At 69.0% G+C, this 14,472-nt stretch carries 14 protein-coding genes; 3 read left to right on the top strand and 11 right to left on the bottom strand.

Going from position 1 to position 14,472, the window contains the following annotated elements:
* Window positions 1-152 precede the first annotated feature (152 nt).
* The 4 genes from HMPREF3165_RS07030 to HMPREF3165_RS07015 all read right to left on the bottom strand — a co-directional run bounded on the left by HMPREF3165_RS07030 (window position 153) and on the right by HMPREF3165_RS07015 (window position 4,827).
* Window positions 153-539, bottom strand: a complete 387-nt coding sequence (locus HMPREF3165_RS07030) for a DUF1304 domain-containing protein (protein WP_083303234.1) — start codon at window positions 537-539, stop codon at window positions 153-155.
* A 104-nt stretch (window positions 540-643) separates the two neighbouring features.
* Window positions 644-2,470 carry a subtype A tannase gene (locus HMPREF3165_RS07025; RefSeq protein WP_070511862.1) on the bottom strand — a complete coding sequence of 609 codons (1,827 nt, stop codon included), beginning with the start codon at window positions 2,468-2,470 and terminating at the stop codon, window positions 644-646.
* Between the two features lie 231 nt (window positions 2,471-2,701).
* Entirely contained in the window at window positions 2,702-4,138 is a 1,437-nt protein-coding gene (gene fumC, locus HMPREF3165_RS07020) for a class II fumarate hydratase (RefSeq protein ID WP_070511858.1), read from the bottom strand.
* Window positions 4,139-4,233: 95 nt separating this feature from the next.
* Window positions 4,234-4,827 (bottom strand): TetR/AcrR family transcriptional regulator, encoded by a 594-nt coding sequence (locus HMPREF3165_RS07015; protein ID WP_070511855.1) that lies wholly within the window; start codon window positions 4,825-4,827, stop codon window positions 4,234-4,236.
* Between the two features lie 84 nt (window positions 4,828-4,911).
* Here HMPREF3165_RS07015 and HMPREF3165_RS07010 point away from each other — a divergent pair, with 84 nt between their 5' ends.
* Complete coding sequence (locus HMPREF3165_RS07010) at window positions 4,912-5,292, top strand: nuclear transport factor 2 family protein (RefSeq protein ID WP_020991835.1); 381 nt, start codon at window positions 4,912-4,914, stop codon at window positions 5,290-5,292.
* Between the two features lie 39 nt (window positions 5,293-5,331).
* Here the strand turns inward: HMPREF3165_RS07010 and HMPREF3165_RS07005 are convergent, their stop codons facing one another.
* Together HMPREF3165_RS07005 and HMPREF3165_RS07000 are read right to left on the bottom strand one after the other, a co-directional pair.
* Window positions 5,332-6,216: a purine-nucleoside phosphorylase gene (locus HMPREF3165_RS07005; protein ID WP_070511853.1), complete on the bottom strand. Its 885-nt coding sequence runs from the start codon at window positions 6,214-6,216 to the stop codon at window positions 5,332-5,334.
* Window positions 6,213-7,661: a purine-cytosine permease family protein gene (locus HMPREF3165_RS07000; RefSeq protein WP_070511851.1), complete on the bottom strand. Its 1,449-nt coding sequence runs from the start codon at window positions 7,659-7,661 to the stop codon at window positions 6,213-6,215. Before HMPREF3165_RS07000 ends, HMPREF3165_RS07005 begins: the two co-directional genes overlap by 4 nt.
* A gap of 255 nt (window positions 7,662-7,916) precedes the next feature.
* On the opposite strand from HMPREF3165_RS07000, the gene HMPREF3165_RS06995 reads away from it, so the two are divergent.
* Entirely contained in the window at window positions 7,917-8,105 is a 189-nt protein-coding gene (locus HMPREF3165_RS06995; protein ID WP_020991836.1) for a CsbD family protein, read from the top strand.
* Between the two features lie 75 nt (window positions 8,106-8,180).
* Here the strand turns inward: HMPREF3165_RS06995 and HMPREF3165_RS06990 are convergent, their stop codons facing one another.
* The 3 genes from HMPREF3165_RS06990 to HMPREF3165_RS06980 all read right to left on the bottom strand — a co-directional run bounded on the left by HMPREF3165_RS06990 (window position 8,181) and on the right by HMPREF3165_RS06980 (window position 10,926).
* Window positions 8,181-9,392 carry an RCC1 domain-containing protein gene (locus tag HMPREF3165_RS06990; protein WP_070511848.1) on the bottom strand — a complete coding sequence of 404 codons (1,212 nt, stop codon included), beginning with the start codon at window positions 9,390-9,392 and terminating at the stop codon, window positions 8,181-8,183.
* A gap of 38 nt (window positions 9,393-9,430) precedes the next feature.
* On the bottom strand, window positions 9,431-10,081 hold the full coding sequence (locus HMPREF3165_RS06985; RefSeq protein ID WP_070511845.1) for a peptidase: 651 nt from the start codon (window positions 10,079-10,081) through the stop codon (window positions 9,431-9,433).
* Window positions 10,082-10,248: 167 nt separating this feature from the next.
* On the bottom strand, window positions 10,249-10,926 hold the full coding sequence (locus tag HMPREF3165_RS06980; protein ID WP_176747018.1) for a ferritin-like fold-containing protein: 678 nt from the start codon (window positions 10,924-10,926) through the stop codon (window positions 10,249-10,251).
* Window positions 10,927-11,190: 264 nt separating this feature from the next.
* On the opposite strand from HMPREF3165_RS06980, the gene HMPREF3165_RS06975 reads away from it, so the two are divergent.
* Window positions 11,191-12,867 carry a DEAD/DEAH box helicase gene (locus HMPREF3165_RS06975; RefSeq protein WP_070511839.1) on the top strand — a complete coding sequence of 559 codons (1,677 nt, stop codon included), beginning with the start codon at window positions 11,191-11,193 and terminating at the stop codon, window positions 12,865-12,867.
* Between the two features lie 67 nt (window positions 12,868-12,934).
* Here HMPREF3165_RS06975 and HMPREF3165_RS06970 read toward each other — a convergent pair whose 3' ends face one another.
* Together HMPREF3165_RS06970 and HMPREF3165_RS06965 are read right to left on the bottom strand one after the other, a co-directional pair.
* The gene (locus tag HMPREF3165_RS06970; protein WP_070511836.1) at window positions 12,935-13,564 is read right to left on the bottom strand and encodes a MarC family protein; all 630 of its coding nucleotides are present in this window, start codon (window positions 13,562-13,564) and stop codon (window positions 12,935-12,937) included.
* 56 nt (window positions 13,565-13,620) lie between these two features.
* Window positions 13,621-14,466 (bottom strand): PHP domain-containing protein, encoded by an 846-nt coding sequence (locus tag HMPREF3165_RS06965; RefSeq protein WP_070511833.1) that lies wholly within the window; start codon window positions 14,464-14,466, stop codon window positions 13,621-13,623.
* Window positions 14,467-14,472 lie beyond the last annotated feature (6 nt).

The following is a 14,472-nucleotide window of genomic DNA, read 5'->3' as shown; positions in this document are numbered from 1 at the left end:
CAGGTGCTCACCATCGACACGTCGAAGGTATCGACGAGCTGCACCCACTCAACACCGCAGCAGTGCGCACCATTCCCGCACTGCATGGCTGGGCGCTCAGGACCCGAAGGACACGGCCTCATCGATTCATCATCCCGGCGTCTCATGCGGGCTCAGCTCAGGAGCGCCGCGATGGTGCAGGAGACCGCCAGCAGCGGGAAGGTTCCCTGCTTGGCGGCCGCGCCACGGTGGGGCGCCGAGGCCAGGGCCAGGACCACGGCGGCCGCCAGCATGGCCCCGGTCCCGGCCAGGATGAGGGCGGCGCCGAGCGCCACGTGCCCCAGGGCCGCCAGGGCGACTCCGGTCAGCGCCTGGAGGGCCAGGAAGAGGTTGTAGAAGCCCTGGTTGAAGGCGTAGAAGGCGTGTGGCCTGGCCTCCTCGGGCGTGCCTCCGAAGGTCTTGCGGGCCAGGGGCCCCTCCCAGGCGATGGACTCCATGTAGAAGATGAGGACGTGGAGTGCGGCAGCCAGGACGGCGAGGACCATTGCGGCGGTGAGCATGAGCGCTCGATTCATGAGACGGATGGAAACCGATCGGCTCAACCGTCCCATCGCCGTCGTTATTCCCCCGGGATTCCCGGCGCAGTCTCCTGAACGTCCTGCACTCAGGAGGCCTGCTTGGTCACCCAGGCGATGAAGTTCTCCTCACCGGTGCCGGTCAGCTCGGCCATCGTGTGCCCCTGTCCCCAGATAGTGGCGAAGTCGACGCTGCCGGCTCCGGCCTGCTGGAGCGCCAGGGCAAGGTTCACCTCGACGGTGGAGGCGGTGTCGCCCTGGGTGATGCCGGTGCGGATGCGCCAGGCGGGGGCGATGGTGGAGCTGCCCCGCCCCTTGGAGTCCTGGGTGAGGTAGTACAGGGGGTCATACATCGCCACGCGCGTGACCATGTCGGTGCCGACCGAGTCCTTGGCACCCAGGTCCTTCTCGTAGCCGGCGACGCCGTAGTCCTTGTTCCAGCCCGACAGCCCCGAGTACCTGGACTGCCCCTTGGAGATGACCTCGCGGCTCAGGGAGGAGAAGTGCTGCTTGTTCTCCCCCGAGCCCATGACGAGGTTCTCGGTCTGGGCGCGGCCCACGCCGTCGAAGGCCCCCACGTCCTTGGAGGCGTTCTTCTGGGAGGTGACGAAGCCCTTCAGTCCGGTGATCGTCGCGGTCTTCTTGGAGGCGTCGTAGGTGACCCACTGGGAGGAGGAGTTGAGGGCGGCGATGTACTCCTCCACCGTCTTGTAGGTGGTGGACTCGCCACTGCCCTGACCGCCGCCTCCGGATGTCCCGCCCTTGGGTGGAGTGCCACCGGCGTCACTGGGCGGGGTTCCCGACGGCGCCCCGCCGCCCCCGCTGGGCTCCATCCCCGCCATCTCGGTGGAGGAGGGCGTGTAGGGGAAGGTGGTGGCCGCCAGGAAGTCGTTGAGGGACTTCTGGATGACCGCCACGAGGTGGTCGTAGTAGGAGCCCGACAGGTAGGTGCCCTGGGAGGAGGACTCCAGGGTCAGGGGCTTGCCCTGGGAGTCGGTGAGCTTCAGCCCATTGAGGTAGGTGGGGAAGGCGGCCGCGAGGTCCTGGGAGTAGGCCCGCGTCCAGGTGCCCTCGGCCCGGGTGTCGGAGGAGGCGAACTGCCCCATGTTCCACTCGTAGGCAGCGTTGGCGCTGTCCAGGCTGGTGATCGGGCACCAGCACATGGCTCCGGCGACGGCGTCGGACAGCGCCTTGCCGCTGGTGTCAGTGGTGGCGGCCCCCAGGACGGCCAGGTAGGGGGCGAACAGCTCGCTGTCCCCGGAGGCTCCGGCGACGGCGCTCTGCGCCCCTCCCCCGCTGTGCCCGAAGACGTAGACCTTCGCGGCGTCGCCCGGAACGGCGGCGGAGTTGTAGCGCCGGTAGCGCACGGCGGCCTTGAGGTCGGCGACGCCCCAGGGCGCGTTGCCGGAGTAGGTCTGGGAGTTGGAGTCCTTGCCGCGCAGGCCTGCGAGGACGTAGATGAAGCCGGCCTCCATGTAGGCCTTGATGGTGTCGTAGGAGTACTCGGTGGGCGGCTTCTGGGCGGAGTATCCCGGGGTGTTGACCGGGAAGACGGTGGGTGCGGTGGCAGCGGTGAAGCTGCCGACGGTGCCCGAGGCGTTGACGGTGACCGTGTAGGTGCCGTTGCCGTTGTCCTTCCCAGTGAAGTAGGCACCGGGCACGTAGATGCCCAGGGTCTCGTAGTCCGAGGCCTGGGGCGTGGCCACGTAGCGCAGACCCAGCTGGTAGTAGACCTTGTGGTCCGCGTCGTAGCGCCAGGCGGCGGAGTCCAGGGCGAGCTTGGCATCGGTGGGCGCCTGCGACGAGGCCGCGGAGGAGGCCTGCGCGGTGGCCCCTCCGGTGGAGCAGGCTCCCAGGCCCAGGAGTCCCGCCGTGGCGGGCAGGGCGGCAAGGATGGTGCGTCGTGGCAGGTTCATCGTGGTTCCCTCCGGCACGCTCAGTCGCGTGCCTCGCTCGGGTGTCTGCGTACGTGGCTAGCACATCACCTTAAGGCACGAACGATCCCAGGACGGGGCTGTGCCGCTTCTGTGAGTCGGCATCCGCGTGCTGGCGAGCAAGCCAGAATGTGGGCTCGGCTCGTACGACGACGGCGTCGCCCTCATGTGAAGGGCGACGCCGTCGTCAGCTATGGGGGACAGTCCTGAGGATCAGTCCTCAGCGGCACTGGGGTGAGTCATATCCATGGGCACGACCCACTTGTCGAACTCCTCGGCGGTGACGAAGCCGAGCTCGAGGGCGGACTCGCGCAGGGACAGGCCCTTGTGGTGCGCGTTCTTGGCGATCTTGGAGGCCTTGTCGTAGCCGATGTGGCGGTTGAGGGCGGTGACCTGCATGAGGTTCGTCTCCAGGTTGGCCTTGATCCGCTCGGTGTTGGGCTCGATGCCGTAGGCGCAGTTGGTGTCGAAGGACACGCAGGTGTCACCCAGGAGCTGGATGGACTCCAGGACGCACCAGGCCATGACCGGCTTGAAGACGTTGAGCTGGAAGTTGCCCTGGGATCCGGCGAAGCCGACGGTGGCGTCGTTGCCGAAGACCTTCGTGGCCACCATGGTCATGGCCTCGCACTGGGTGGGGTTGACCTTGCCGGGCATGATCGAGCTGCCGGGCTCGTTCTCGGGGATGATGAGCTCGCCGATGCCGTTGCGGGGGCCGGAGGCGTACCAGCGCACGTCGTTGGCGATCTTCATGAGGGCGTCGCCCAGGACGCGCAGGGCGCCGGAGACCTGAACCAGGGCGTCGTGGGCGCCCAGGGCGGCGAAGAGGTTGTCCGCCTGGGTGAACTCGATGCCGGTCTCCTCGGAGATCTTCTTGGCGCACAGGGCCCCGAACTTCGGGTGGGCGTTGAGGCCGGTGCCGACGGCGGTCCCGCCGATGGCGAGCTCACGGGCGCGGGAGTCGGCGTAGCGGATGCCGTCGAGGGCGAAGTCGATCTGGGCGACCCAGCCGCTGATGACCTGCCCCAGGGTGATGGGGGTGGCGTCCTGCAGGTGGGTGCGGCCCACCATGACGACGTCGGCGTAGGCCTTGGCCTTGGCGTCCAGGGTGTCGCGCAGCTGCTGGACGCGCGGGTACATGGCGGCCAGCTCGTTGACGACGGCGATGTGCATGGCCGTGGGGAAGGTGTCGTTGGAGGACTGGCCGCGGTTGACGTGGTCGTTGGGGTGAACCGGGGTCTTGGAGCCGCGCTCGCCACCGGCCAGCTCAATGGCCCGGTTGGAGATGACCTCGTTGGAGTTCATGTTGGACTGGGTGCCCGAGCCGGTCTGGAAGACCACGAGCGGGAACTCGGCGTCGAGGTCACCGGCGATGACCTCGTCGCCGGCCTTGGCGATGAGCTCGGCGATGTCGGCGGGCAGCTCGCCGAGCTCGGCATTGGCCAGGGCGGCGGACTTCTTGAGGATCCCCAGGGCCTTAATCATGGGGCGGCCCCACACGAAGGTCTCGCGGCCGATGTCGAAATTGTGCAGGCTCCGCTCGGTCTGGGCCCCCCAGTAGCGGTTGGCGTCCACCTCGATGGTGCCCATGGAGTCGGATTCGGTGCGGGTCGTGACAGCCTGGTTGGGCGTCTTTGCATCAGTTGTCATAGGTGCAAGGTTAGGCGCTCGTGCTCGCCGCCGTGCGGGGACGGGCGTCCCAGACACGTCTCAGATCGCTACCGGCCGACATCACCGAAGGCGCATCACACGGGTCGCAGCTGTTCCAGGGCAAGGTCCAGCAGATCCGCAAGATGCTCATTGCCGTCAATGGTCCGGGGCTCATGGAGATGACCCGTGATCTGCAGGGCAGCGAGCCCATGAAGCAGAACCCAGATGACGGTGGCGATCTCACGGGTGGGGCCGGGTCGTAGTAGACCGGCTCCCTGGGCCTGGGCAACGAGCTCGCCGACGGCGGCCATGGCGTCGTCGGCGGCCTCCTCCAGCCCGGGGTCCGGCTCCGCAATCGGGGCGTCCCCGAAGACCAGCTGGTAGTGATGGGGGCACTCGACTGCGTAGTCGATGTAGGCCCAGCAACCGGCGTGCAGCCGCTGTCGCGCCCCCCGGTGCCGCTCCGCACCGTGACGAATCCGCTCCGCGATCTGCCGCAGGGTCCGTCCCGCCAGGGCACGCATGAGCGCAGCCTTGTCCGCGTAGTGACGATAGGGCGCCGAGCGGGACACGCCGGCAGCCTCACCAACGGCGCGCAGCGTCACCGACTCAGGTCCCCTGTCCTCGAGCAGCGTTGCAGCGGCGTCGAGGATGGCGGCGCGCGTCGGACCTGGATCACGAGGGCTCATGCCCCAAGCCTACCCACATGTTGACACAGTCAACTTTCCGGTTATGCTGACATTGTCAACTTAATCTGAGGAGAGGAACGACTCATGACCGACACCACCCGTACCGGCGCCGACTTCGACGCGAGCTACCTGCGCACCTGGACTGAGCCCGACGCCGGTCAGCGCCGTGCACTCATCGAGCAGATGTGGGCCCCGCACGGGTCGCTGCACATCTCCTCACCCGCCTTGACCGTCACAGGAACAGCCGACATCGCTGAGCACATCAACCGCGTCCACAACGACCGCATTGCGGGTCAGGGCCTGACCTTCAGCTACGACCAGCGCATGGAGTCCGGCGACGCGCTATTGCTGCGCTGGTCAATGACCGCCCCAAGCGGCGACGTCGTCGGGCGCGGAGTCGACACTGTCTTCCGCGACGTCGACGGCAAGGTGACGCGTGCCTATATGTTCATGGGCGTGAACTGACCCGAGCGATCCCCTGCGACTCGCCTCGACGTCGGCAGCTCAGGACATCGCCGCCAGCACCGCCTCGGTGCCGGCGGCGATCGTCGTGTGCGCACCGGCCGCGAGTCGGACAACCTCGTCGGGATCGGTGGGCGCCTGGGCGAAGGACAAGTCGGAGACGATGCTCATGCCGGCCACGCGCACCCCGAGCTGGTGCAGGGCGATGGCCTCCAGGACGGTGGACATGCCGACACAGTCGGCACCGGCGGACTCCAGCATTCGCGTCTCCGCCATGGTCTGATACTCCGGCCCGCGCACAGCGGCATAGACGCCTGACCTCTCTGTGACACCGCGCAGGACGTCAGCGAGCTCGTCGTCCCACACACTGCGAACGTCAGTGAAGACCGGGCCGTCGAAGGGTGAGGAGCCGGTGAGGTTGAGGTGGTCGGTGATCGTCATGACCTCGCCGATGTGCCAGCCGCGCAGACAGCCGCCGGCGTTGACCAGGGCGGCTCCACGTACGCCGGCTGCAGCCGCGATACGGGACAGGGCGACCACGGGTCCGGGGCCGTGCCCCTCGTAGAGGTGGGTCCGTCCGCGAGCCACGAGGACGCGCCGACCTCCCCCGACCTCCTGTCCGGCCACCTTCCGGCCACGAGCGACGACATAGGAGTCAAGGCGGTCCTCATGTCCCGGCGCGACCGGGACCATGACCCCGGGCAGGTCGGACAGGCGCATACTCGCAGCCGGCTCACCCCAGGACGCCAAGGCGTCAGCGGCGCCGGATCCCAGGACCACCAGGAGGTCGTGGCGAGGTGCGCCGGTGCGTCGGGCGATCTGGTGGGCGCCTTCCACGGCCGGGCCCGGGCCTTCTGCGCCGGCAGAGGCGCTCAGGGCCTCCAGACACTCAGGCTCGAGAGCGAAGCCTGTGGCCTTGTCATTCACGAACGGGCCTCCTGGCGGGCCACCCGGCCTCGGCCGAGGACGAGGTGCCCGAGCACACCGATGAGCAGAGCGGCCAGCACACCGAGGTTGGCTCCGGCCCAGGCCCCGTCGCGACCCCCGAGAGGCCCGAGCAGGTAGCCCTGCCAGGACAACCAGGAGGCGGCCGAGTTGACGACCAGCCCCCAGCCGACGACGGAACCGGCAGCCACGAGGACGATGGCCTCCCAGTTGACTGAGCCGTAGACGCCGTCGGGTGTGAAGAGGGCCTCCTCGTCGTAGTCGCGCTTGCGCAGAATGACCTCGGCGACCATGACTCCGGCCCAGGCGGCGATGACGACTCCCAGGGTGGTGAGGAACCCCTGGAAGGGGCCGAGGAAGTCATCGGCACCGAAGATGACGGCGATGGTGCCCACGGTCATGATGGTGGCGTCGATGGAGGTGGCCACGTGCCGACGCACGGGCAGGCCGGTCGCCAGGAGCGACAGGCCCGAGGAGTACAGGTCCATGATGATGCCGCCGGCCAGCCCCAGGATGGCGACGATCGCGAAGGGGATGAGGAACCATGTGGGCAGGATCGTGGTCAGGGCGCCGATGGGGTCGGTGTTGATGGCCTGGCCGAGCTCGGCGTCGGAGCCCACCAGGAGGATGCCGAAGAAGACGAGCACCACGCAGGGCAGTGCCGATCCCAGCGTGGTCCAGCCGATGACGCCGGCTGTCGAGGCCTTGCGGGGCAGGTAGCGGGAGTAGTCGGCGGCGGCATTGACCCAACCGAGGCCGAAGCCGGTGGCCACCATGACCAGGGCTCCGATGAAGGCCGCGGGGCCGCCCGACGGCAGGGCCAGGAGCGTGCGGAAGCTGATCTGGGGAGCGACGAGGACGAGGTAGATGATGGTGAGGACACCGGTGGCCCAGGTGATCCAGGTCTGGACCCTCATGATCGCCTCGAAGCCGAGGATGCCGGCGCTGGCGGCCAGGCTGACGGTGAGCAGGAAGCCCAGGATCTGGGCACCGACCTGGTTGTGCCAGCCCAGAGCCTGGAACACCGTGGCCGAGGCCAGGGTGGCGGAAACGCACAGGACGGTCTCCCAGCCGACCGTGAGGATCCAGGACAGGGCCGCGGACAGGCGGTTGCCGTTGTAGCCGAAGGCAGCTCGGGACAGTGCCAGGGTGGGGGCGCTGCCTCGTTTGCCCAGGACGGCCACGACGCCGCACAGGAGGAAGGAGACGATGACACCGACGCTGCCAGCAACGACCGCCTGCCAGAAGGACAGTCCGAATCCGAGGACCCAGGCGCCCCAGGACAGTCCCAGCACGGAGATGTTGGCCGCGAACCAGGGCATGAAGAGATCGCTCGGTCGTCCCTTGCGATCGGACTCGGAGATGACGTCAAGACCGGCGTTCTCGACGCGGGTGGCGGCGGGAACGTCCGCGGGTGCACTGCTCATGGGCGATCGACCTCAGTGTCGGTATCAGGAGGCTCTCGAACGAGAGCTGCCTGAAGTCTACGGGCACTGAGATGCGGCGAACGACGCCGGAGAGAGGAAACGATCCACCACACCCTCAGTAAAATAGGATATGTCACATATTCTAGGCGATCTCTATAGAAACTCTCACTGGATACCGGGCGCTGTCTCAGATGCACGCATGTATAGTCGAGCCATCCTCCACCTCGTGGAGACTCACTACGGAAAGGAGCTCTCATGAGCGACAACGGAACCTTCGACAGGATCGCCGGCAAGGCCAAGGAGGCCGCAGGCAAGGTCACTGGCAACAAGGAGACCGAGACCGAGGGCAAGCTCCAGCAGGCCGAGGGCAAGATCAAGGAGGTCGCCGAGGACGCCAAGGACGCCATCAAGGGTGCGGTGAACCACCTCAAGGGCGACAAGTAAGCGTCGTCGCGACATACGCAGTAGCGCCCAGCCTCCTGAAGGAGGCTGGGCGCTACTGCGTTGCCGATACCGGCGTCAGCTGCTCGCAGGGATCAGGGTCGGCGCCACGTTGACCACGCTCTGCGAGGGGTCGGCCTGCCCCCAGGAGTTGTTCCCCCAGGTCCAGGTCCCCTTGTCAACCGTGGCCCACGTGTCATAGCCGGAGGTGCCGATCTGGGTGGCCCCGTCAATCTTGTCCACCTTCACCAACCCTGAGGGGGTGTCGGAGACAGTGCCGTTGACCTGTCCGTAGCGGTTGGAGCCGAAGCACCAGACCGTGCCCTTGGCGAGCGCACAGGTGTGCTCGTAACCAGAGACGAGCGCGGTGGGAGCGGCCGGCAGCTTGCCGACCTCCACGGCCTGGTTCACCAGCGCCTCATCAGTCTTCTTGCCGAGCTGGCCGACCTCGTTGGCGCCCCAGGCGTAGACCTTGCCCGAGTCGTCCACGGCCACGGCGAAGCCCTTGCCCACGCTCAGCGCAGAGACCTTGACCTTCTCCAGGCCGGGCACCGCCGTCGGCGAGACACGTGCGCCCTGAGTGTTGGCCTGGGCGTCAGCGCCCCAGCAGGAGACTCCGGTACCGCCCGAGGAGCAGACGAAGGAACCACTGCCGGCGCGAAGGGTCGCAGGCTTGTGGGCAGCGGGGGCCGCCGCAGCGGGAGACGACGGAGCCTCCGCGCTCTTGCCGGGCCACAGCCAGTGTCCTCCCAGGGCACCCCCCACCAGCCCGATGGCGAGCACACTGACCGCCACGACCGGGAGGACCCAACCGCGACGCGGAGCACTGCTCGGGTACTGGGAGACATCGCTCTGCGGCGCCTCCATCTCGGTCACCGCGGGCAGCGGCTGAAGCCTGTAGCCCTGCGGCTGAGGCTGCGTCGGTGTCGCCATCTGCGGCTGGGGCGGCGCGACCGCAGCCGGCTGCTGAGCGGGCTGAGTCGGCTGAGCCGCCCCGTAGTCCACAGTGCCGCCACGAGCGCCGTCGCCCCCGAATACGCCATCAAAGGCCGCGGGCTGTGCAGGCGCCCCGTACACGGGCGCGGGCTCCTGAACGGGCACCTGCTGCTGAGCAGGCGGGTAGCCGGCAGGCTGCTGAGGGGAATATCCGGCAGATGCTGCGATCTGTTCGAGCTGCGCACGCTGCTCGGGCGTCCAGGCGTGTCCGGCGGCAAGGGCCTCCTGAGCACGCTCAGGACTGCCGCCGATGAACCACAGCACCCTGTCCCCGTCGAGCATCCGGTCATCCATGGGCCAGACCTCTCCTCAACGTCAAGGACCGATGTGTGTCAGTAGGTCAGCCTACGGCGAGCCATGAGCATGGCGGCACCTGTCGCACCGGTGCCCAGCGCCATCCAAGCGGCGGTCGTTCCCGCTCCGGTCTGAGCGAGGGTGGAGCGACCTGCGGTGGCGGTACCCCGCTGGCCAGAGGCAGCCTGCTCGCGGGGTGCCGCGGCCTGCTCACCGGGAGCCTCCGCGGCGCCCTGGGGGGCGCTCTCCTCGGCAGCCGCAGGGGCGCCTCCCTCAGAGGACTGCTCGGGGGCCGGGGCCTGCTGCTCGGGAGCAGCCTGGGAACCGGCAGGATCGCCCTGCTGCTGGTCGCCCTGGTTCGGCTGGGACTGCTCAGCCGGAGCCTCCGGCTTGTTCTCCTGCTGCGCCGCGGCGTTGTTGGCACCCGGAGCCTGAGGTGCCGCCTTGCCCGCGTCCTCCGCGGGGGCGGGAGCAGGCTCGGGGGCGGGGGCACGCTGCTTGTCGCCATCGGGCTTGGGAGCGGCCGGGGAAGGGGTGTCGGGCTGGGGAGCGTCAGCCTTCGCGCCACCGGACTGCGGCGCCACCTGCTCGGCGGCAGGAGCGGGGTCCGTCTCGGCAGCAGCCGCGCCGACCGGGACGACGGACAGGGCGACGGCCGCGGACGCGGCCATCCATACGCTTCGCTTCATGGGAACTCCTTCAGGATGTGAGAGCCACGACTCTCACATCGGGTGATGAGGATGTGGATGCGGACACCTTACCCAACGCAGCCCGGGTCCTGTCACGCCACCGACACGGGCACTACTCCACTGTTGGGCACTTCACATCTTAGCCGCTCGGACGTGCTGAGAGACGGTCAGACCCTCAGGCCCAGCCCTCTCATGCGCGAGACCGCCCCCTGGGTCAGCACCGAGTGGAGCTGCTCCTGAGCCATCTGCCCGAGGAGCTCGGGGAACTGCCCCAGGAGCCTCTGGAAGGTTCCGATCTCCTCACCGATGACGCGCCGACCCCACAGCCCCAGCCGGGCGGCCAGCTGTGGGTCGGCCGCGATGACCTCCTCCAGCTCGGCGATGGCGTAGGTGCTGATCGGGTCCTGGCTGAGCTCGTGGACGAGCCCTCTGCGCAAGGGATCCTCCAACGACTCGCTCAGTGCCATCCCGAAGTCGATGAGCAGCCCGAAGGTGATGTAGGTCTTGAGCAGGCGCTCGGCCCAGTCCAGTGGCCGCAGCCGCTCGTCGAAGTCACCCAGCACGTCGGTGAAGCGCTCGGCCGCCCCCAGGGCGTCCATGCCGTGGGTCGCGGCCAACTCCACCACCCGGTCGAAGGAGGCGACCTCCCAGGCGCTCATGCGCAGCAGGTCGACCCGGGCCGTCATCCGCGGAGCCCGGTCGGCATCTTTGGCGTAGCGGGTGCAGGCCGCCGTCCGGGAGATCGCGACGACGCCGACGACGGACAGCTCGTGAGGACCGACCTGCATCGGGGTGGAGGCGCTGGGCTGAGGTGACGGAGTCGGCATCTGGGACATGGCCACCATCGTATCCAGGTCTTGCCGTGCGTGAAGCACAGCCGTGACATCGACCACGCCGACGGCGCACCTCCCCATCCAGACAGGCCATCATCATGTTTTCCCGCTACGCTGACGGCGTCCACGGTTGCCCGGTCGTCAGATGGACTCAGCTATGACTCGCGATCGGCTGCCACATCCGACGGCGCCAACGCCCACGCAGCGCACCCGACCGTGCGCGCGAGCGACAGCCGCGCCGGACCGGTTCAACCCGATCAGAAGACAAGGAACCTCGTGAGCAACGAGCAGCACGGGGCCGACGCCGTCGAGCCCGACCACAACTCCACAGACGACCAGACCACCATCGAGAGCGCCGACGCCGCTGCCGGCACCACTGCCGGCACGTCCGGGATCATCGAGACGGCCGGCGCCCACGCCCCCGTCCTGGACGAGGCCACTCCCGACATCACCGACGAGGGCGACCAGACCGACCTGACCCGCAAGACCTTCGCCGATTTCGGCGTCGAGCCGGAGATCTGCGAGGCCCTGGACGCCAAGGGCATCACCCACCCCTTCCCCATCCAGGCCCTCACCCTGCCGGTGGCCCTGGAGGGACAGGACATCATCGGTCAGGCCAAGACCGGCACCGGCAAGACCCTGGGCTTCGGCATCCCCCTGCTCATGGACACCCTGGGCCCCGGGGAGGAGGGCTGGGACGAGGATCCCGCCTCCGGCAGCCCCCAGGCCCTGGTCATCCTGCCCACCCGTGAGCTGGCCAAGCAGGTCGCCGAGGAGCTGTCCACGGCTGCCGCCAAGCGCACCGTGCGCATCGTCCAGGTCTACGGCGGGCGCGCCTACGAGCCCCAGATCGAGGACCTCGAGCGGGGAGCCGAGGTCGTCGTGGGAACGCCCGGCCGCCTCATCGACCTCATGGAGCGCGGCGTGCTGGACCTGGCTCACGTCACCACCGTCGTCCTGGACGAGGCCGACGAGATGCTGGACCTGGGATTCCTGCCCGACGTGGAGAAGATCCTGGCCCGCACCCGTGCCGACCGGCACACGATGCTCTTCAGCGCCACCATGCCCGGGGCCGTCGTCGCCCTGGCGCGCCGCTACATGACCCGCCCCACCCACATCCGCGCCCAGGACCCGGGCGACGAGGGCATGACCGTACAGACGGTCCAGCAGGTCGTCTACCGCACCCACTCAATGAACAAGGTGGAGGTCGTCTCCCGGATCCTCCAGGCCGAGGGACGCGGGCGCACCATCATCTTCGCGCGCACCAAGCGCACCGCGGCCCGGGTGGCTGACGACCTGCGCGCCCGCGGTTTCGCCACCGGGGCCCTGCACGGCGACCTCGGCCAGGGGGCCCGCGAGCAGGCCCTGCGCGCCTTCCGCAACAACAAGGTGGACGTGCTGGTGGCGACCGACGTGGCCGCCCGGGGCATCGACGTCGACGACGTCACCCACGTCATCAACTACCAGTGCCCCGAGGACGAGAAGATCTACGTCCACCGCATCGGGCGCACCGGACGCGCCGGCAACTCCGGCACGGCAGTCACCTTCGTGGACTGGGACGACGTGCCGCGCTGGCGGATCATCGCCAAGGCTCTGGGCCTGCCCATCGAGGAGCCGGTGGAGACCTACCACACCAGCGAGCACCTGTTCTCCGACCTGTCGATCCCGGAGAAGGTCACCGGCCGCCTGCCCCGTCACAAGCGCACCCTGGAGGGGCTCGACGCCGAGGAGATCGAGGACCTGGGTGAGACCGGCAAGCGTGGGCGCAAGCAGTCCGGCCGACAGGGCGGGCGCTCGGAGCGCGGCCGGGGCCGCGGCGGCAGGGGCGCCAAGGACTCCAAGCGCGGTGAGCGCTCCCGGCGCTCCGCCGACGGCGAGGCCAAGCCCCGGCGCAAGCGCACCCGTAAGCGCACGCGCGGCGGCCGCCCGGTTGACGGGACCGCCGGCGAGTAGGACTGACAAGCAGCGGCTGAGACTCACGTGGGTCTCAGCCGCTGTCCGACTCCGGAGCGGACCCGGCTCAGAGGCGGGTCTCCAGGAAGGCGAAGACGCCGTCGGCCATGATTTGGACGGCGATGGCCGCCAGGAGCAGCCCCATGACCCGGGTGAGAATCCGGATGCCGGAGGTGCCCAGCACCCGGTTGAGCCCCAGGGAGAAGCGCAGCGAGACCCAGATGGCGATGTGCGTGCCGATGATCGCGGCCGTCACGGAGACCCACCCGGCCACCCCGCCTCCGGTGGTGTCCACGGCGACCATCGCCGCGACAATGGCTCCCGGCCCGGCCAGCAGAGGCGTGCCCAGGGGCACGAGGGCGGCGTTGGCGGTGACGGCGTCAGGATCGGGGCTCTCATCGACCTTGTCGGTCAGCAGCTCCAGGGCCACCAGGAGCAGCAGCAGTCCGCCGGCCACCTGGAGGGAGGGCACGGAGATCCCCAGGAACTTCAGGATGTAGCGTCCGAAGACTGCGAAGAGCACGATGACGGCGAAGGAGACGACCGTGGCCTGGCGTGCAGAGGCGGCGCGCTCAGGGGGTGTCTGCCGCGAGGTCAGGGACAGGAAGATCGGGATGGCGCCCAACGGGTCCTGGATGACCAGGAGCGTGGTGAAGGTCGTGGCGAAGACCGTGGTGTCGAAGACGGACTGCAGCATGAGGCGTTTCTATCACCGCCGCTCGGCGGGAGTCGGGTGCCGTGGCCGGTCGGCCCTCAGGGGCGGACGAGGTCGAGAGCGCCCTCGTCAAGGATCTGTTCCAGCAGCTCGGGCGGCATGAGGTTCTCCCCCAGGCGATTGGGCTTACCGGTGCCGTGGTAGTCCGAGGCCCCCGACAGCCCCAGGCCCAGGCGCTGGGCCAGGAGGCGAACCTGCTCGCGCTGCTCGGGGTCCTGGTCGCGATGGTTCATCTCCAGGGCCGCCAGGCCGGCCTCGGCCATCTGGGCGAAGGTCTCATCGGGCACGAGGCGGCGCTGGCGGGAGGCGGCGCGCGGGTGGGCCGCCACCGGGACCCCACCGGCGGCGCGCACCAGGCGGCAGGCCTCCACCGGGTCCAGCGCCCAGTGGTGCACGTAGTAGGGCGAGGAAGTGGCCAGCGGCCCGGCGAAGGCAGCGTTGCGATCGGGGAAGGAGCCGGCCGCTACGAGGGCGTCGGCGATATGGGGCCGGCCGATCGTGTGGGAGTCGGCCGACTGGGTCAGGACGTCCTCCCAGGTGACCGGGTAGTCCTCGCTGAGGCGTTCGACCATCCGCTGGGCCCGGCTGTCGCGCGAGCGGCGGGCGCGGGCGAAGGCGGCCTCCAGCCCGGCGTCGTCGGCCCGGTGCAGGTAGGACAGCAGGTGGAGGGTGACCCCGTCGGCGGCGCAGGAGATCTCGGTGCCGCGCAGCAGGGCGACGCCGGCGAACGGGACGGCCCGGGCCGCCTCCTGCCAGCCGGCCATCGTGTCGTGGTCGGTCAGACCGACGACGTCGAGGCCGGCCCCGGCCGCCTTCGCCATGAGCTCGGCAGGCGAGTCGGTGCCGTCGGAGCAGGCCGAGTGGGTGTGGGGGTCGATGCGCACCGGGAC

This window comes from Actinomyces sp. HMSC08A09 (assembly GCF_001807465.1).
In the GTDB taxonomy this organism is placed as follows: domain Bacteria; phylum Actinomycetota; class Actinomycetes; order Actinomycetales; family Actinomycetaceae; genus Actinomyces; species Actinomyces oris.
The sequence above is the reverse complement of the archived record's forward strand: the minus strand, read 5'-3'. Positions and strand labels throughout refer to the sequence as shown.